Genomic DNA, 19,154 nt, shown 5'->3' on the forward strand with positions numbered 1-19,154 from the left:
TCGGTAGATGCGGTCATCTGCGTCTACCGATACCCGGTAGCCTGGACAAATGCAGGAATCGACGATCGACTCGCCCACCTCGACCGAAGGGCGTTCGTTCGTCGACCTCGGAATCCCCGCCGTGATGGTGCACGCGTTGCGCCGAAGCGGCATCGATGCCCCCTTCCCCATTCAGTCGGCAACCATCCCCGATGTCCTTGCCGGCCGCGATGTCCTCGGGCGCGGCGCGACGGGTTCCGGAAAGACTCTGGCCTTCGGGCTTCCGATGCTGGTGCGCCTCAAGGGCGGGGCGAGCAAGCGGAATCGTCCGCGCGGTTTGGTGCTCGCTCCCACCCGTGAGCTGGCGATCCAGATCCACAAGGCACTCGACGACGCTGCTACCGAGATCGGTTTGCGTGTGGCAAATGCGGTCGGTGGCGTTCCGATCAAGCGTCAGGCCGACATCCTTGCACGCGGCGTCGATCTGCTGATCGCGACCCCAGGGCGCCTACTCGACCTACTCGAGCAGAAGTCGGTGATTCTCGACGACGTCGTGATCACGACCATCGACGAAGCCGACCACATGGCAGACATGGGTTTCATCGACGAGGTTGCGAAGATTCTCGACACGACACCGAAAGACGGTCAGCGCCTTCTCTTCTCGGCAACACTCGACGGCAAGGTCGACGATCTGGTCGCGGGTTACCTGCGCAATCCGGCGTCGCACTCGACTGCTCCCCCGGTTGCCACCGTCTCGACCATGGAGCATCACCTGCTCTTCGTCGACCGCGACGACAAGAGATCCGTTGTCGCACATATCGGTTCACGGGCGGGGCGGACCATCATGTTCGTCAAGACCAAGCACGGTGTGGATCGTCTTGCGCAGCAACTACATTTGATCGGTGTCTCGGCCGGCGCCCTGCACGGCGGCAAGACGCAGAACAACCGGACCAAGACCCTCGCGTCGTTCTCCGACGGGACGACACCGGTCCTGGTCGCCACCGATGTCGCCGCGCGCGGAATCCATGTCGACGACGTGACGCTCGTCGTTCACGTCGATCCCCCGGCGGAGGCGAAGGACTACCTGCACCGGGCCGGCCGGACGGCACGCGCCGGGGAATCGGGCGTCGTCGTCACCATCGTCACCGACGAAGAACGTGATTCGGTCGAGAAGTTGACCAAGCAGGCAGGTATCAAGGTTCACGGCGTGCGGGTTCGTCCTGACGATCTGGAGCTCACGCGCATCACCGGCGCGATGGAGCCGACGGGAATACCGGTCGAAGCTCCCGATACGACGGTCGCCGTCAAGCACACCGCCAAGCGTGGCCGTCAGGAACACGACACTGCAGGCCGGACCGCTGCCGGAGGCCGGATGAAGAAGGACGGAGACAAGCGCGCGGCTTCCTCGCGGCGCGTCACCGATCCGAAGAGTGTGAAGAAGATCCGTGCGGACGGCACTCCGGTCCCGACCCGTTCGGAGCGTCTGGCGTCCAAGGGCTTGACCCCGCGTCGCGGCGCACCCGGCGCAGGAAAGCCGTCTGCCGGAAATCGGGCGGGCAAGCGCGCACACTGAGGGAATGGGTGATCTTCCACTGATCTCTGTTCTCTGCGCACTCGTCGCCGCGCTTCTCTTCGCGTGTGCCTCCGTCGCTCAGCAGCGCGCCGCGTCTGCGGTTCCGGAGGGCGAGGCGTTGGTGGCGTCGTTGATTCGCAGTCCTCGGTGGTGGGCCGGGCTGATCGGTGACGGCGGCGGTTACGTCATGCAGGCCGTTGCACTGTCGTTGGGTTCGGTGTTGGTGGTGCAGCCGCTGATCGTGACCTCGCTGCTGTTCGCGCTGCCACTTTCGGCCAGGTTCTCTGGAATTCGCATCACCCGTTCTGCGTGGTCGTTGGCGATCATGCTCGCGATTTCCTTGGCGATCTTCCTCGTAGTCGGCGATCCCACCGAGGGAGACAGCAACGCTCCGTGGTCGGATTGGGCTGTGCCCCTGACGATCACGGTCGCAGTGGCCGTGGTCGCAACTATCGGCGGCTTGTCCAAACTCGACGGTGGCTGGCGCGCTCTGCTTCTCGGCTCCGCGGCCGGAATCTTCTACGGCGTGGCCGTCGCATTCACCAAGTACGTCACCGACCTACTCGGACACGGCGTCGTCGGGGTGATTTCGGCATGGCAGACGTGGGCGCTGATCGCCTCGGGCGCAATCGGGGTCTACCTCCAACAGCGTGCTTTCCAGGTCGGGCCCCTGTCGGCGTCACTACCCGCCCTGACGATCGGCGAGCCGATCGCGGCCATCTTCCTGGGGATGACGGTTCTCGACGAACGCCTCCGCGTCGACGGTCCCGGAATTGCTCTCATCGGGTGCGCCGTCGCCGTCATGATCATGACCACGATCGCCCTCTCCCGCTCACAAGCGCGCGATACCGAGGGCGCTACGGCGGAATCGACGGTAGGCTCGTGAAACGTGCAGTTCCTCGAAGGGCAACGCCCCCCATACGACCTGACCTACGACGACGTCTTCCTCGTCCCTAACCGGACCGAGGTCACCTCTCGGTTCGACGTCGATCTCAATTCTTCCGACGGATCCGGAACGACCATTCCCGTCGTCGTCGCCAATATGACCGCAGTCGCCGGCCGCCGCATGGCCGAGACTGTCGCCCGCCGCGGCGGACTGGTCATCATTCCGCAGGACGTCCCCACTGACGCTGTCGCCGAGACCGTGGCGTTCGTCAAGAGCCGCCACCTCGTCGCTGATACGCCGGTCACGCTGAGTCCGGACGACGCCGTCTCCGATGCGCTGGCGCTGCTACCCAAGCGTGCACACGGCGCAGTCGTAGTGGTCGAGGACGGCAAGCCTCTCGGTGTCGTCACCGAGGCTGCCTGCGCGGATGTCGATCGGTTCACTCGCCTACGTACCGTCGCGATCACCGACTTCGTCACCGCCCCGGTCACCGCCACACCGCGTGAGGTCTTCGAACTGCTCGAAACCAAGCACGATCCGTTGGCCGTCATCGTCAACGAGGACGGAACCCTCGCCGGCGTCCTCACTCGCACCGGCGCGATTCGTGCCGGCATCTACGACCCCGCAGTCGACGATCGCGGCGCACTCCGAGTCGCTGCGGCGGTCGGTGTGAACGGTGACGTGGGCGCCAAGGCCAAGGCACTCGTCGACGCCGGTGCCGACGTGATCGTCGTGGACACGGCTCACGGTCACCAGCAGAGAATGATCGATGCGCTCACCACCCTCAAGGCGCTCGACCTCGGCGTCCCGTTGGTTGCAGGCAACGTGGTGTCCGCACAGGGAACCCGTGATCTGATCGCCGCAGGCGCGGACATCGTCAAGGTCGGCGTCGGGCCCGGAGCCATGTGCACGACTCGCATGATGACCGGCGTCGGACGCCCACAGTTCTCGGCCGTCGCGGAATGTGCTGCAGCAGCACGTGAGCTCGGCAAGCACGTCTGGGCCGACGGCGGCGTTCGCCACCCTCGCGACGTTGCACTCGCCCTCGCGGCGGGCGCGTCGAACGTCATGATCGGCTCGTGGTTCGCCGGCACGTACGAGTCCCCCGGCGATCTCAAAGTCGATCAGGCGGGCAACGCGTACAAGGAGAGCTTCGGTATGGCCTCCAAGCGCGCTGTTGCCGCTCGCACCGCCACCGAAACGGCTTTCGATCGCGCCCGTAAGGGATTGTTCGAGGAAGGCATCTCCAGTTCGCGGATGCGTCTCGATCCCGAGCGCTCCGGAGTCGAGGACCTGATCGATCAGATCTGTTCCGGCGTGCGCAGTACCTGCACGTACGCGGGTGCGCGCTCACTCGAGGAGCTGCACGAGAAGGCAGTTCTGGGAGTGCAGTCCGCCGCCGGATTCGCCGAAGGACGGCCGCTTCCGTCTGGTTGGTGAACCACGTTTTATGACAGTCGGCGGGTGCTCGGGTCCCTACTCCCGGGCACCCGCCGGTATCATTGGATCCGTAAACAGGAAACAAAACTCGGTCGGGTGCCCATCGGCGACCCGACCGAGCCCACTACAGCCGAGAAATACTCGGCTTCGACGAGAGGAACACGGTGCCCGAGGCACCCACACACTTACCCGGCGCTACACCCGTCGTTTTATCCGAGGAATCGTCTGATTCCGCTGGTTCGGAGGGCTCCTCTAGCGAGCCGGGAGACAAACCCGGCGGCCCCCGTGCACACCTCAGGTGGCGATGACACATGGACATCGTTTTCACCATTCTCAGCCTGGTCGGCTTCATTGCGCTGACTGCAGGCACCGCCCTCTTCGTGGCGGCCGAATTCTCACTGACCGCGCTCGAACGCAGCACCGTCGACGAAGCTGCTCGTGGCGGCGACCGACGCTCGCGGCAGGTTCAACACGCGCACAAGACTCTCTCGTTCCAGCTCTCCGGCGCTCAGCTGGGCATCACGATCACAACCCTGATCACCGGTTACCTGGCCGAGCCCGTTCTGGCACGGTTCATCACACCGGTCACGAAGGCCGTCGGGCTCAGCGAATCCGCTGCCTCGACAACGTCTTTGATCCTGGCGCTCGTGATTGCGACCTCGTTCTCCATGATCTTCGGTGAGCTCGTACCGAAGAACCTCGCAATCTCCAAGCCGATGCCCACCGCCCGCGCGACTGCGGGCCTGCAAGCGGGCTTCTCGCTGATCTTCCGGTGGGCCATCAACGGCCTCAACGGAACCGCCAACTGGATCGTGCGACGCCTGGGCATCGAACCCGCGGAAGAATTGCGCTCGGCGCGATCACCGCAGGAACTCGGGTCCCTCGTGCGGACGTCCGCGCAGCGCGGGTCCATCGACAAGGGCACGGCGATGCTCGTCGACCGTTCGCTGCAGTTCGGTGACCGCACCGCAGAAGAGCTGATGACTCCGCGAGTGAAGATCGAATCGCTGGAACTCTCGGACACCGTCGCAGACCTGATCGTGACGGCGTCGCGAACTGGCTACTCGCGCTTCCCCGTCGTTCGCGGCGATCTCGACGACACGGTCGGCGTCGTACACATCAAGCACGCGTTCACCGTTCCGGCCGAGCGCAGGCGCACGACGCGCGTCGACAGTCTGGCTCAACGTGTTCCCGTCGTGCCGTCGAGCCTGGACGGAGACACCGTCATGGAGCGGATCCGCTCCGACGGCATGCAGGTCGCTCTTGTCGTCGACGAATACGGCGGAACAGCCGGCATCGTCACGATGGAAGACCTCATCGAGGAAATCGTCGGTGATGTGCGCGACGAACACGACGAACCCGAACTCGACGTACAGCGCGTCGGCGACGGATGGTCGTGCTCCGGCCTGTTGCGCATCGACGAGGTCACGTCGGCAACCGGATACACCGCGCCCGAAGGCGACTACGACACGCTCGGCGGTCTGGTGCTCACCGAACTGGGCCGAATCCCCGACGAGGGTGACGAAGTGGAATTGCCCGACGTCGACTCGTCCGGTGATTCCCGCGGAAAGTGGATCGCCCGAGTGACCAGTATGGACGGCCGTCGTATCGACCGAGTGACCATCACGCCGGTCCCGGCACATGTCGAACCCGAATCCGCAGACGACGACACGAAGGAGTCCGACGATGAATAACCTCTTCGGTGTACTCCTCACCGTCGTGCTGCTCGCCGGTAACGCATTCTTCGTCGGTGCGGAGTTCGCGCTGATCTCCGCACGACGCGACCGCCTCGAGGCACTTGTCGCGCAGGGTAAGAAGCGGGCACTCACGGTCATCAAGGCCGGTGAGAACCTCTCGCTGATGCTTGCGGCAGCTCAGCTGGGCATCACGATCTGCTCGATCCTCCTCGGTAAGGTCGCCGAACCTGCCATCGCGCATCTCCTCGAGGTGCCGATGGAAGCCGTCGGCCTTCCCGACGGATTGCTGCACCCGATTTCGTTTGCGATCGCGCTCTCGCTGGTCGTCGTGCTGCATATCCTCCTCGGCGAAATGGTGCCCAAGAACATCGCGTTGGCGGGCCCCGAGAAGACGGCCATGCTGCTCGTTCCCGTGCATCTGGCGTTCATCAAGATCGCTCGGCCGATCATCGCGTTCTACAACTTGTGCGCCAACGGAGTGCTCAAGCTCCTGCGCGTCGAGCCCAAGGACGAACTCGACGTCACTGTCTCGGCGGTGGAGTTGTCCGCGATGATCGGTGAATCGCGGTCCGAGGGTCTGATCGACGCCGAAGAACACCGGCGCTTGAAGCAGGCACTCGAATCGACAGATCGCACCGTCTCCGAAGTCCTGATCACTCTCGACAAGGTGCGGACCATTCCCCTCACGCCGTCGGGAACAACACTGGGTGAGATCGAGCGTGCGGTCATCGAGACCGGATACTCGCGTTACCCGGTCCGAGCGAGCGATGGATCGCTGGCCGGGTACGTGCACCTCAAGGATGTGCTCGACGAGGTGCTCGACGAAGCTGCCGGGCCGGACACCGTCGTTCCGACGTCGGATATCCGCCCGTTGCCCATCGTTCCGCTCAGCACGCCGCTGGCCGAAGCGTTGGCCGGCCTTCGTCGGGCCAGCTCGCACCTCGGCGCAGTCACGGACGCCGACGGAGTCGTGATCGGTATCGTCGCGCTCGAGGATCTGCTCGAGGAGTACGTCGGAACGGTTCGCGACGGCACGCACCGCGGCACAGATGCTGTTCCCGGACAAAGAAACAGCTGATCGATGACACGTTCGGTGCATTCACTCGCACTCGCGCAGAGCGAGTGGACGGTTCGGCGGGCACTTCACCTCGAGGAGGTGGAAAAGCTCGTCGAGCCGCACCGAGCGCGTCGTAGCGCCGGTATCTCTCACCCGGTGCACGACTTCCTCTTCACGTACTACAACTTCAAGCCCGCGCAACTGCGCCGCTGGCACCCCGGGTACGGAGTCGCACTCGAGAACGCCGGCGAATACGCAGCCTTCTCCGGCTACCGCGTCGACGATTCGGGTACCGCGACGGTCGAGGCCGCCGTGCTGGAGCGTCGGCGTCACACAGTCGAATTCGTGTGGAATCTGTTGAATCAGACGTCTGCGCGGCCCGCTGTGCTGGGCTGTTTCGGCCTCCACGAATGGGCGATGGTCTATCGCGGCGGCGAGGACGCGATCCGTCACCAGTCAGTGCCGCTGCGGCTCGGGTTCGCCGGTACCGACGCGGTCGTCGAATCCCTGCCACTCAAATGCACGCACTACGACGCGTTCCGGTTCTTCACACCGGACGCGGCCCCCAAGAACTCGCTCCCGCTTGCACGCGAAACTCAGATCGATCACGAACAGCCGGGCTGCCTGCACGCCGGTATGGATCTGTACAAGTGGAGCTTCAAGTTGTTGCCACTCGTGGATTCCGATCTGGTGATGCGGTGCTTCGAACACGCGCTCCTGGCCCGTGAACTCGACATGCGCGCGAGCCCATACGACCTCGCCGAGTACGGGTACTCCCCCATTCGTATCGAAACTCCCGCGGGCCGCGCCGAATACGTGCGTCAGCAACAACAGTTGGCGGATCGTGCTGCGCCGCTCCGCGATACGCTGGCAGAGAAGTGCCGGGAGCTTCTCGGCCACTGAACTGCCGAAAGGCGCCACATGGATCACGGGTACGGGTTCTATCTCGACGAATACCAACGTGACGTCGGGGTGCACACCGACGACCGACGCGGCCACATCGAATGCCCGGACTCGGCGGGCTTCCTTGCGGCGCACTTGCCGGTGTTCGACCTCGCTGCAGGCTCAGTCGCGGCCTTCGCCTCGGCAATTCATCGGTCAACCGGCCCGGGCGACGGACACTGGACCCTCGATCCCGAGCGCATCGCCGCGTCCTTCTCGAGCGATCGACTGTTCCGGATCGGCGGCGAACCGATCAACGGATTCTCCGAATACTCGGGGTTCTTTGCCGCCCGCGACGGTTGGGTCCGCACGCACGGCAACTATCCACACCATCGCGACCGCCTGCTCGCCATCCTCGAACTCGACCATGAATCATCTAAAGATGCAGTGGCGCAACGGATATCCGAACTCAGCGCCATCGAGATCGAGCAGCAGGCCGCCGAGATCGGCGCCATCGCGGTCCGTGTTCGTACCGAGACCGAGTGGCGCCTGAGTGAGCAGTGCGCAGCTGCGAGGTCTGAGCCTCTGGTATCCATCCGAGTACGCGACGAGGGAAAACCCCGCACGCATCCGACGCGCCCACGTGTTCTCGACCTGACCCGCGTCATCGCCGGCCCGGTCGCGACCCGTGCCCTCGCGCTGGTCGGCGCTGACGTTCTGCGGATCGACCCTCCGGCGATCCCCGAGATCGGATGGCAGCACCTCGACAGTGGCCAGGGCAAGCGGTCGGCGCTTCTCGACCTGAAGTCCTCGGCGGAAGCGGCGGCATTCCGCGAACTCCTCGACACCGCAGACGTACTGGTCACCGGCTACCGTCCGGGCGCACTCGAAGCACTCATCGGGCAGGATCTTCCCGCCCACCTGATTCACGGGCGCGTCAGCGCATGGGGATGGGAAGGTCCGTGGGCGAATCGCCGCGGCTTCGACAGCATCGTGCAGGCCGCATCCGGTATCTCGTTCCTCGAGGGCGGCGAGAAACCGGGCGCACTTCCAGCGCAGGCCCTCGACCACTCGACCGGATACTTCTTGGCAGCTGGGATCCTCGACGCGTTGATGCTGCGCTCGCAGGACGGCCGTGGCCGCGATGTCGACGTGTCATTGGCCAGCACCGGCGCCCGTCTTCTCGACGCACCCGGCCGAACCGTCCATCCCGGTCTACCGACCGGTCCCGGCCTGAATGTTGTTGTCAACCATGCCGACGTGACCACCGCACGACCCGCGCTGGCAGAGTTCGAGGACTACCCCGAACCAGCCCATCCGTGGGGATCGGATCGCGCGGAGTGGGCACACTGAGGGACCGGCACATTCAGGGCAAGATGGACCTGTGAAGTCACATACCTACACACTCGACCTTCAGTGGACGGGCGATCTGGGAACCGGAACGTCCAGCACGCAGGGATATTCGCGCAATCATGCAATATCCGCGGTCGGAAAGCCGGAACTTCTCGGCAGCTCCGATCCCTCGTTCCGCGGTGACGCGCAGCGATGGAACCCCGAGGAACTGCTCGTTGCCTCCCTCGCCCAATGCCACATGCTCTGGTACCTCGGTCTGGCAGCTGCCGCTGGGGTCGTCGTTCTCGACTACAGCGATCAGCCGGTCGGCAGCATGATCGAGGAATCCGATGGCGGCGGCCAGTTCATCGAAGTGACGTTGAATCCGACGGTATTGGTCGCGGAGGCGTCGATGGTCGAGAAGGCCGAGGAGCTTCACGGCCCCGCACACACGAAGTGCTTCATCGCTCGGTCGGTCAACTTCCCTGTCCTGCATTCACCGACGATCCTGGTGGCCACCGATGAGTGATACGCACAAGCTCATCGTCGACGTCGACACCGGCATCGACGACTCGTTGGCGCTTCTCTATCTCCTTGCCAGCCCCGAAGCCGAGATTCTGGGGATAGCGAGCACCGCCGGCAACGTTCCGGTGGAACAGGTCGCGGCCAACAACTTGAACTGGCTTGCGCTCTGCGGCGCCCCGCACATCGAGGTTGCACTCGGCGCCCGCGAGCCACTGGTCATCCCGTTGCGCACCACCGAGGAGACTCACGGTCCGCAAGGGATCGGGCATGCCGTCCTCCCCGATTCGGGTCGCAAGCGCTCGGTCCGAACCGCCACCGACCTCTGGGTGGATCTCGTCCGTGAGTACCCCGGACAACTCACCGGATTGGTGACGGGGCCGCTCACCAACCTTGCGCTGGCGATCAGACGTGAACCCGATCTGCCGTCTCTGCTGAAGCGACTGGTCGTGATGGGTGGGTCGTTCAACTATCCGGGCAACACGACGCCGACCGCGGAGTGGAACGTCTCGGTGGACCCGCACGCCGCCAAGGAGGTGTTCGACGCGTTCTCCGTCGTACCCGCGCACCGGCGCCCGATCATCTGCGGCCTCAACGTCACCGAATCCATCGAGATGTTCCCCGAACATGTGCGTCGGCTCGCCGACGCTGCCGGGAGCACTCCGGAAGAGATCATCTCGCCTGACGACGGCCCCGACGTCCGCAGTTCCGCGTCCAACAGCGTGATCAGGCATATGTCCGACGCGATCCGGTTCTACATGGAATTCCATCGTGAATACGACCAGGGCTTTCTTGCTCACATGCATGATCCCTTTGCTGCTGCCGTCGCGCTCGATCCGAGCTTGGCGACGCTGAAGCCGGCAACGGTAGATGTCGAAACCGAGAGTCCACTGCTGATCGGAACGACGGTCGCGGACTGGGTCGGGCACTGGAAGCGTGAGCCCAACGCGGATATCGCGATCAGCACCGATCCGGCGGAATTCTTTGATCGACTTGTCCACCGAGTGGGAAATTACGCCCGCGTCGTGGGTTGACCGAGCCGGGCACCGGCTATGCTCGCATGGACAGAACACCAACGAACGAGAACAAAGGACCTGACGTGCAGATTTCCAGCCACGATGCCTCCCCGGCATTTGCGCTCGGATTGATGGCGTTCTGGCCCACTCGTCGTAGCGCATGCTTCGATCAGGCGTGTTGCTGAGCGGCGATTCTCGCTGCCTGCACCCCTGACTTTGTCGCTTCTTCGCTCGGAGTCTGTCTTCTCATGTTCAACCTTCTTTTGTTCACCCTTGTCGGCGTCGGCGCCCAGCTCGTCGACGGCGCCCTCGGTATGGCCTTCGGCGTCACCGCAACCACTCTGTTGATGATCGGTGGCCTCGGTCCGGCTCAGGCCAGCGCCGCTGTTCACCTGGCCGAGGTCGGCACCACCCTCGCTTCGGGTGTGTCGCATTGGAAGTTCAAGAACATCGACTGGAAGCTCGTCGCCAAGCTCGGTGTGCCCGGCGCAGTCGGTGCATTCATCGGCGCAACCGTGCTCTCGGGTCTGTCCACCGAAGCGGCAGTCCCCATCACGGCGACGATCCTGCTGGCAATCGGTATCTATGTGGCACTTCGCTTTTCGGTCCGCCCACCGGCCGTCGCGGATGCTCGCACCACTCCGCACACTGCACGTTTCCTGTCCCCACTCGGCCTGTTCGGTGGTTTCATCGATGCATCCGGCGGTGGTGGTTGGGGTCCGATCACCACCAGCACGCTGCTCTCGCGGGGCAAGACCGCGCCGCGCACCGTGATCGGCTCGGTCAGCGCCTCGGAGTTTCTGGTCGCGTCAGCCGCGTCGCTGGGATTTCTTGTCGGATTGGGTCGTGAGTCAGCTGGAAACCTCCTCGTTGTCGCCGGTCTTGCGCTCGGCGGTGTCATCGCTGCCCCGTTCGCGGCGTGGCTGGTCAGCCGCGTACCTGCCACCTTGCTCGGAACGGCGGTGGGCGGCGTCATCGTGTTGACCAACGCACAGAAGCTGTTCAAATCCTTCGACATCACCGGGGCGGTCACAGTGGCCGGCTACCTGGCCATTCTCGGCGCGTGGGCAGCGTTGCTGTTCTACGCGTGGAAGCGGTCCACGCTCACCCCAGCCGAGGCAGAAGGCGATTTCACGGGAGTCGAACTCGCTGTCGAGAACGAACTCACCGAGCCTGCGGTCAAACGCGAACGATAACTCGTCACAGAAGAAATCCCGGGTATCCGCGCTCGGATACCCGGGATTTTGTTTTTTCGCCCTAGTTGCTTCCGTCGAACGCGTCGAGAATTCGCCCCGCCGCCAACGCTGCCGTCAGCGAACCGTCACGCACGCTTTGCTCGACGTCGGCCCGGATCGCGCGCACCCGATCGTTGCTCGAGAGCCTGCGTAATAGCTGATCGTTGACCATCGTCCAGGTCCAATCGACCTGTTGCTTGCGACGCTTCTCCTCGAACTGTCCTGCTTCGGTGAGCACCTCACGGTGTTTGGTGACAGTTCCCCAGAACTCGTCCAGCCCGACACCTTCGAGACCGCTCATCGTGATGACGGGCGGCTTCCAGATGGCGTCGTGCGGGTAGATCAGGCGAAGCGCTCCCGCAAGTTCGCGGGCAGCACCCTTTGCCTCGCGCTCATGCTTGCCATCGGCCTTGTTGACCGCCACCAGATCTGCGAGCTCGAGGACACCCTTCTTGATGCCCTGGAGCTGATCACCGGTACGAGCGAGGGTCAGGAACGTAAAGCAGTCCACCATGTTGGCAACAGTGACTTCGGACTGGCCGACACCCACTGTCTCCACCAGGATGACGTCGAAACCGGCAGCTTCGAGAAGCACGATGGTCTCGCGGGTTGCCTTGGCAACGCCACCGAGCGTGCCGGACGTCGGTGACGGCCGGATGTACGCATTCGGTTCGACGGTGAGCCGAGCCATGCGTGTCTTGTCGCCGAGAATCGAGCCGCCGGTGCGGGTGGACGACGGATCGACCGCCAACACCGCAACCCGATGTCCCTTGCCCAGCAAGTACATTCCGAGCGCGTCGATGAAGGTCGACTTGCCGACGCCGGGAACGCCGGTGATGCCGATCCGGTGCGCTCCCCCGGCCTCGGGCAGCAACTTCAGCAGAAGCTGCTGCGCAAGTGCCCGGTGGTCGTCGCGAGTGGACTCGACGAGGGTGATCGCCCGAGCGAGGCCGGCACGCTGATTTCCGCGCACCGCCTCGGCGAGGGAATCAATGTCGATGGGCTGACGTGCCATCTTCAGTGACCCCCTTCTCAGCTGTGGTCGTGACCCAGTTGGGCGGAGAGCTTCTCCAACAATCCGCTGGCAGCGTCGGCGATGACGGTGCCGGGCGGGAAGATGGCAGCAGCGCCGGCCTCGTAGAGTTCGTCGAAGTCACCGGGCGGAATGACGCCGCCGACGACGATCATGATGTCGGGTCGACCGGCCGCAGCCAGAGCCTCCCGCAGCGCCGGCACCAAGGTGAGGTGACCGGCTGCCAACGACGACACACCGACTACGTGGACGTCGTTGTCGGCCGCCTGATTGGCGACCTCTTCGGGGGTCTGGAACAGCGGTCCGACGTCGACGTCGAATCCGATGTCCGCGAAGGCCGTGGAGATGACCTTCTGGCCACGGTCGTGACCGTCCTGGCCCATCTTCGCGACGAGAATACGGGGACGACGTCCCTCGTCCTCGGCGAACTTCTCGACCAGTTCCATCGCCTTGCTGATGTTGCTCACCGTTCCTGCCTCGTCGCGGTACACACCACTGATGGTGCGGATCTCGGCCTGGTGGCGTCCGTACACCTTTTCGAGGGCGTCGGAAATCTCGCCGACGGTAGCCATCGCGCGGGCGGCGACAACAGCGAGGGCGAGGAGGTTGTTCTCCATGCCGCCTTCGGTGGATGCGGCAGCGCGGGTGAGGTTCGCGAGTGCGGCCTCGACGGCTTCCGGATCACGTTCTGCGCGAAGGCGAACCAGCTTCTCGAGCTGTTCCTTGCGGACCTTGGAGTTCTCGACCTTGAGAACTTCGATGGTGTCGACCTCGTCGGGAACGTACTTGTTGACGCCGACGAGCGGCTGCCGACCGGAGTCGATGCGTGCCTGGGTGCGGGCGGCAGCTTCCTCGATGCGCAGCTTCGGGATGCCTTCGTTGATGGCCTGAGCCATTCCGCCGGCTTCCTCGACCTCTTCGATGTGCTTCCGAGCCCGGTTGGCGAGTTCGTTGGTGAGCCACTCGACGTAGTACGAGCCGCCCCACGGGTCGATGGGACGCACGGTGCCGGATTCCTGCTGCAGCAGCAACTGGGTGTTACGGGCGATGCGGGCGGAGAAGTCCGTCGGCAGTGCGATGGCCTCGTCGAGTGCGTTGGTGTGCAGCGACTGAGTGTGGCCCTGGGTGGCAGCCATGGCTTCGACGCAGGTACGCGGAACGTTGTTGAAGACGTCCTGCGCGGTCAGAGACCAGCCCGAGGTCTGCGAGTGGGTACGCAGCGAGAGCGACTTCGCGCTCTTGGGATCGAACTTGGCAACAAGCTCGGCCCACAGGAGGCGTCCGGCGCGGAGCTTGGCGACCTCCATGAAGAAGTTCATGCCGATGGCCCAGAAGAAGGACAGGCGCGGTGCGAACTTGTCGATGTCCATACCGGCGTCGAGGCCGGCGCGGATGTACTCGACGCCGTCCGCAAGGGTGTACGCCAGTTCCAGATCGGCCGTCGCTCCGGCTTCCTGGATGTGGTAGCCCGAGATGGAGATGGAGTTGTACTTCGGCATTTCCGCGCTGGAGTACGCGAAGATGTCCGAGATGATCCGCATCGAGGGCTTGGGCGGATAGATGTAGGTGTTACGAACCATGAACTCTTTGAGGATGTCGTTCTGGATCGTTCCGGCCAGCTTGTCCGGGGTGACGCCTTGCTCGCCTGCCGCGGCGACGTACAGCGCGAGAATCGGGAGCACAGCGCCGTTCATCGTCATCGAGACCGACACCTGCGAGAGGTCGATTCCGTCGAAGAGCTGACGCATGTCGAGGATGGAATCGATTGCGACACCGGCCATTCCGACGTCACCCGCAACGCGAGGATGATCGGAGTCGTAGCCGCGGTGTGTGGCGAGGTCGAAGGCAACCGAGAGGCCCTTCTGACCGGCCGCGAGGTTACGACGGTAGAACGCATTCGACTCCGCGGCAGTGGAGAATCCGGCGTACTGGCGAATGGTCCACGGCTGGTTCACGTACATGGTCGGGTACGGACCACGCAGGAACGGCGCTGCGCCCGGGAAGCTGTCGAGCGGGTAACCGGACTCGGCGGCGGCCGTGCGGTCCGCACCGGTGTACACCGGCTTGACGTCGATGCCTTCCGGGGTGGACCAGACAACCTGCTCGGCGGCGTAGTTGTTGGCGTTTGCGCCCTCTTCGATGAGCGCCTGTGCCTGCTCGACCGACGGCGGTGTGGGTGCCGGAGACTGCGGGTCCTCGAGTGGGACCTCGGCGAAACTGCCGATCACGTGCTTGACCTCTCGTGTCGTCACTTGGAGCTTCCCGTCTCGATGAAGTCGAGCAGTTCGGTCAGAGCCGACACTGCGTCGATGCGGGCTGTTAGGAATCCGTCCGGGCGAGAATCGCCGGTCGCGTCGGCGACTGCCTTTTCCGGTCCTGCGAGCAGCACCTTGGTGATGCCTGCAGCGCGAAGTTCGGCGACGGCCGCTGCGGCGCTCTCGCCGTAGCGCTTGTCCGTGCCGCACAGCACCGCGACGGTGGCACCGGAAGCCTTGACGGCTGCGGAGATGGCTTCTGCGCCTACCTCGAGGGGGCCGGGGTTGACTGCGTCGATACCACCCGAAGCGAGCAGGTTGGACGCAAACGTGGTGCGCACGTTGTGTTCTGCAACCGAGCCCAGCGGCGCGAGAAGCGCAGTGGGACGGGCGCCGCCGGCGGCGAGGAACGCGTCCGAACGGTCACGAAGCGCTTCGAATGCAGCTGCGTAGCGGGCGACGGACTGGCCGGGCTCGACGGCTTCGGCGGACAGCGGCGTTTCGCCGAGGTTCGGGAACTCGTTGACACCGGTGACCGTGGTCTTACGGTGTGCGATGTCGGAGTCGCGCTTGGCCTTCGTGGCAGCGATACGACCGGAGACGATTCCCGCTTCGAGTGCCGCCAGATATCCGCCGGCTGCTTCGATTTCCTGGAAGAACTCCCACGCGGTGGCGGCGATCTGCTGCGTCAGGTCCTCGACGTACCAGGAGCCCGCCGACGGATCGAGCACGCGGCCCAGGTGCGACTCCTCGAGGAGAAGCAACTGCGTGTTGCGCGCGATGCGCGAGGAGAAGGACTTGCTGACACCGAGGGTGCCGTCGGCCAGGGCGACGTCGAACGGAAGAACAGTCACTGCATCTGCTCCGCCGACGCCGGCGCCGAATGCGGCGAGGGTCGTGCGCAGCATGTTCACCCAGGGATCACGCTGAGCCATCATCGCGGCGGAGGTGACTGCGTGCTGCGGCGCTCCACCGAAGTCGGAAGCTCCACAGACCTGAGCGATGCGGGCCCACACGAGACGTGCGGCGCGGAACTTCGCGATGGTCTGGAACTGATCGTCGGTTGCCGAGTAGCGGAAAGCCAACTGCGACAACGCAGCACCGATGGTCAGACCGCTCTCTGCGGTGAGTGCGCGGAGGTATTCGAGTCCGGCGGCAATCGCGGCTCCGAGTTCCTCGGCGTCGCCGGCACCCGCGTTGTGGAAGGCCGTGCCGTCGACGGTGATCGCGTGCACGGTTTCCGCGCGAGCTGCAGCGAGGGCGGCCAACTCGACGGCGCCTGCAAATTCGACGTCGGCTGCGCCGGAGAACGAACTGGTCAGCGGCGCTGCACCGAGGTGAACTCGGATACTGCTGCGATCACTGACGCCGTCGCCGGCTTCGTCGCGAGCATCGAGGAGAGAGAAGAGTGCGCGGGCTGCATCGTTCACCTCGGCGCCTGCGTCGAGCGTGAGCGGTGCGAGGTCGAGAAGAACGCCCTCGAGCGCAGCGGCGAGGTCGGTGACCGGAACGCCGTCGGCGCCCACCTTCAACCAGAGTGCGCTGACTCCGTTTTCGAGGGCGTCCAGGATGGCGCGATTAGTCTCGGCCGCCGAAGCGGTTCCGAATGCAGCGGAAACCAACCAACCGGCATTGACATCACGGTGAGCGTCGACGCCACGCACGTACGGAAACGTGCCCGGCAAGCTCTGCTCGGGACGCTCGTCGCGTGGGCTGTAGAGCGGTGCGACAGTGACACCGTCGTAGGTGACGGTTTCGAGCAGTTTCTGTGGCTCGGGGCCCAGTTCTGCCGCATCGACTCTGCGGGACTTGGCGAGCACACCGGCTACGGAGCGCTGCCACTCCGCGTACGCCTGCTCGACAGCCTCGGCTTCTGAAGCTAATGACACTGTGTCCGCTCCCTCTCATTTTTTGCGTGAGCGCTTTACCGATAATCGGATTTGTTCGTTAGTTCTGTGATGCTAACCCGCGGTTGAGCCCAGATATCGTGAGGATCACGTCATGTTCTTCACAGGGCTGTTCGCGGCCACTTTCCGACCGGTCAGACGACGTGCAGATTCGGTCGTTCGTGCACGTGTGACCGGCCCTTACCTAGCGATTGTTCAGCATGTTTACGGGTTACCCGCGAGTTCGTTTCACTGGCCGGGACTACAGGTGAAGGCCACTCCGAAAGCCTAGTGGTTTTCGTCACAGCGCCGTTTCATTGTCGCCTGGAGCACGTCGCTTTCCCGCCCCCGTGGCGATGTTCGACTCACGATTGCGGGTCGGCAGTCGGCCCGGTTCACCGTTCGCAGGTAGCCTTGTGACCTGTGATGGGACGCCTGCTGGACCGAAGATTGATCGCAATAGTCCTGGTAGTGCTCGCTTTGTTCCTCGCAGCCCTCCTCGCCCCACATCCCACGGTGTCCCAGGTGCGAGAGTGGGCGGACTCGGTTGGCCCGGCGTTTCCCCTCGTGTTCTTCCTGGTTCATTCGATAGTCACCGTCGCGCCGTTCCCGCGCACCGTCTTCACCCTCAGTGCGGGGGTTCTTTTCGGCTCGGTGACCGGCATCGCTCTTACCGTGGCAGCAACGACTGTGAGCGCCGTTCTGGCCCTCTACCTGGTCCGCGCCATCGGCCGTGACGTCGTGTGGCAACGGATTTCGAGTCCGACGATCCGGCGGGTGGACGAGCGGATCGAAAAGCGGGGGTGGCTGGCCGTCGGCTCTCTGCGTTTGATCGCGTTTGTCCCCTTCTCGGTGGTGAACTACTGCTGCGGCATTTCGTCGATCCGGATCGTGCCCTACATCCTTGCCACCGTCGTCGGCATCTTGCCCGGCACTGTTGGGATTGTCGTTCTGGGCGATGCGCTCTCCGGCGAAGCCGATCCTCGTCTCCTGATTCTGTCCGGGATCTGCATTGCGATCGGCATCGCCGGTCTGGTGTTCGACGCTCGCCGTCAGCCTTCACCGGGCGAAACCATCGTTGACAATGGTCAACCTCAAGAGGTTGATTTGATTGAGTCAACCCAAAACGATTGACTATTGAAAGTCAACTATCTAGCATTGACTGATGTTCGTACTGACAGTGGATCAGCGAGGTAGCCGACGCGATGTCGACCGCGTCGGGGACATCATCGACGACATGGCCGATCGCAGGCTCCTGCGGCCGTTCGAGCGCACTGCGGGCGACGAGATTCAAGCGGTGACCGACGATCCGGCGCTACTCGTCCTCGTCGCACTCGAGCTGATTCGGCGCGAGCACTGGAGTGTCGGGATCGGGATCGGTCCCGTCGAGCAGCCTCTCCCACGGCAGACCCGGGCCGGACGAGGACCGGCATTCGAAGCTGCTCGGATCGCCGTCGAGCGAGCCAAGCGAGCTCCGGCCAGAATTGCTGTCGAACAGGCGCCGGCCGATAGCTCACGCGACGAACTCGCCGCCGATGTCGATGCCGCGTTCACCTTGCTCGGAACGATTGTCACGAGACAGACGAAGGACGGACGCGAAGCCATCGCTCTGATGGACAGCGGACTCACTCAGGTCAGCGCGGCAGCCCACCTCGGAATCACCAAGCAAGCCATGTCCAAGCGACTCCTGACAGCCGGGTGGCACGCAGAACTCGCCGGGCGCAGACTCGCAGAACGACTTTTGGTCAGACTCCAGCCCTAGACTGCTCACGCTCGCACCGGTACAAACTCGTCGACACAGCAGGGGGCTCGAATACATGGTCGTTCTGGCGTTGATCGCGCTCGCCGTCGCCGCCGCGGCACCAGCAGTTGCGGCGGCACTGGGACCGCTCAGTCGTGGTCGACTGGAAGTCCCCGAATGGGCGTCGTCCGTGGTGGCTCTTCCGGCGCTGGGTGTTGCCGCACTGGCATCGACCCGAACGACCCCGGTCACCGGTTTCGCTCTCGGGGCGACGCTTGTCCTGTGCGTACTTGCCGCCGCCACGGCCGGTGCACCGTTGGTACTTGCCACCTTCAAGATCGCTCGTCGCCAACCGGACGGGAGCCCGGCACCGGACGCCGGACCTCTTCGCGGCGGACGTGTGATCGGCATCCTCGAACGGCTCGCGGTGGCGGCGTCGATTCTCGCAACCTGGCCGGAGGGGATCGCGATCGTCTTGGCAGTCAAGGGGCTCGCACGGTACCCGGAACTTCGCGAACCTCACGCGTCCGAGCAGTTCATCATGGGAACCTTCGTCAGTGTCCTCTGGGCGATCGCTGTATGCGGAACGGGACGGGCACTCATCACGTAGGTGACGAGTG

At 64.2% G+C, this 19,154-nt stretch carries 16 protein-coding genes; 13 read left to right on the plus strand and 3 right to left on the minus strand.

What is annotated here, in order from left to right:
- Positions 1-49 precede the first annotated feature (49 nt).
- The 10 genes from H351_RS17455 to H351_RS17500 all read left to right on the plus strand — a co-directional run bounded on the left by H351_RS17455 (position 50) and on the right by H351_RS17500 (position 11,580).
- Positions 50-1,552, plus strand: coding sequence for a DEAD/DEAH box helicase (locus tag H351_RS17455; RefSeq protein WP_020969621.1), 1,503 nt, complete (start codon positions 50-52; stop codon positions 1,550-1,552).
- Positions 1,553-1,556: 4 nt separating this feature from the next.
- Complete coding sequence (locus tag H351_RS17460) at positions 1,557-2,438, plus strand: DMT family transporter (RefSeq protein ID WP_020907757.1); 882 nt, start codon at positions 1,557-1,559, stop codon at positions 2,436-2,438.
- 3 nt (positions 2,439-2,441) lie between these two features.
- Complete coding sequence (locus tag H351_RS17465) at positions 2,442-3,878, plus strand: GuaB1 family IMP dehydrogenase-related protein (RefSeq protein WP_029255357.1); 1,437 nt, start codon at positions 2,442-2,444, stop codon at positions 3,876-3,878.
- Between the two features lie 311 nt (positions 3,879-4,189).
- Positions 4,190-5,572: a hemolysin family protein gene (locus H351_RS17470; RefSeq protein WP_019748444.1), complete on the plus strand. Its 1,383-nt coding sequence runs from the start codon at positions 4,190-4,192 to the stop codon at positions 5,570-5,572.
- The gene (locus H351_RS17475; RefSeq protein ID WP_003944826.1) at positions 5,565-6,653 is read left to right on the plus strand and encodes a hemolysin family protein; all 1,089 of its coding nucleotides are present in this window, start codon (positions 5,565-5,567) and stop codon (positions 6,651-6,653) included. Before H351_RS17470 ends, H351_RS17475 begins: the two co-directional genes overlap by 8 nt.
- Positions 6,654-6,656: 3 nt before the next feature.
- A complete protein-coding gene (locus H351_RS17480; protein WP_029255356.1) occupies positions 6,657-7,535 on the plus strand; it encodes a hypothetical protein in 879 nt (292 codons plus the stop codon).
- An 18-nt stretch (positions 7,536-7,553) separates the two neighbouring features.
- Positions 7,554-8,867: a CoA transferase gene (locus tag H351_RS17485; protein WP_029255355.1), complete on the plus strand. Its 1,314-nt coding sequence runs from the start codon at positions 7,554-7,556 to the stop codon at positions 8,865-8,867.
- Between the two features lie 31 nt (positions 8,868-8,898).
- Positions 8,899-9,375, plus strand: coding sequence for an OsmC family protein (locus H351_RS17490; protein WP_019748441.1), 477 nt, complete (start codon positions 8,899-8,901; stop codon positions 9,373-9,375).
- On the plus strand, positions 9,368-10,402 hold the full coding sequence (locus tag H351_RS17495; protein ID WP_029255354.1) for a nucleoside hydrolase: 1,035 nt from the start codon (positions 9,368-9,370) through the stop codon (positions 10,400-10,402). Before H351_RS17490 ends, H351_RS17495 begins: the two co-directional genes overlap by 8 nt.
- Positions 10,403-10,632: 230 nt before the next feature.
- Positions 10,633-11,580 carry a sulfite exporter TauE/SafE family protein gene (locus H351_RS17500; protein WP_019748438.1) on the plus strand — a complete coding sequence of 316 codons (948 nt, stop codon included), beginning with the start codon at positions 10,633-10,635 and terminating at the stop codon, positions 11,578-11,580.
- A gap of 61 nt (positions 11,581-11,641) precedes the next feature.
- Here H351_RS17500 and meaB read toward each other — a convergent pair whose 3' ends face one another.
- Genes meaB through mutA form a run of 3 tightly spaced genes read right to left on the minus strand, consistent with a single transcriptional unit; the run spans position 11,642 to position 16,796 of the window.
- Positions 11,642-12,634 carry a methylmalonyl Co-A mutase-associated GTPase MeaB gene (meaB, locus tag H351_RS17505; protein ID WP_003945003.1) on the minus strand — a complete coding sequence of 331 codons (993 nt, stop codon included), beginning with the start codon at positions 12,632-12,634 and terminating at the stop codon, positions 11,642-11,644.
- 17 nt (positions 12,635-12,651) lie between these two features.
- On the minus strand, positions 12,652-14,904 hold the full coding sequence (gene scpA, locus H351_RS17510) for a methylmalonyl-CoA mutase (RefSeq protein ID WP_019748436.1): 2,253 nt from the start codon (positions 14,902-14,904) through the stop codon (positions 12,652-12,654).
- Complete coding sequence (mutA, locus tag H351_RS17515; protein ID WP_029255353.1) at positions 14,901-16,796, minus strand: methylmalonyl-CoA mutase small subunit; 1,896 nt, start codon at positions 16,794-16,796, stop codon at positions 14,901-14,903. Before mutA ends, scpA begins: the two co-directional genes overlap by 4 nt.
- A 423-nt stretch (positions 16,797-17,219) precedes the next feature.
- Between mutA and H351_RS17520 the strand changes: the two genes are divergently transcribed.
- From H351_RS17520 to H351_RS17530, 3 genes are read left to right on the plus strand one after another with little or no spacing between them, the layout of a single operon-like run.
- The gene (locus tag H351_RS17520; protein WP_007727829.1) at positions 17,220-17,927 is read left to right on the plus strand and encodes a TVP38/TMEM64 family protein; all 708 of its coding nucleotides are present in this window, start codon (positions 17,220-17,222) and stop codon (positions 17,925-17,927) included.
- Positions 17,928-17,958: 31 nt separating this feature from the next.
- A complete protein-coding gene (locus H351_RS17525; RefSeq protein ID WP_003944858.1) occupies positions 17,959-18,555 on the plus strand; it encodes a hypothetical protein in 597 nt (198 codons plus the stop codon).
- A gap of 55 nt (positions 18,556-18,610) precedes the next feature.
- The gene (locus tag H351_RS17530; protein WP_003944797.1) at positions 18,611-19,144 is read left to right on the plus strand and encodes a hypothetical protein; all 534 of its coding nucleotides are present in this window, start codon (positions 18,611-18,613) and stop codon (positions 19,142-19,144) included.
- Positions 19,145-19,154: the final 10 nt, after the last annotated feature.

It is taken from the genome of Rhodococcus erythropolis R138 (assembly GCF_000696675.2).
GTDB lineage: Bacteria > Actinomycetota > Actinomycetes > Mycobacteriales > Mycobacteriaceae > Rhodococcus_F > Rhodococcus_F erythropolis.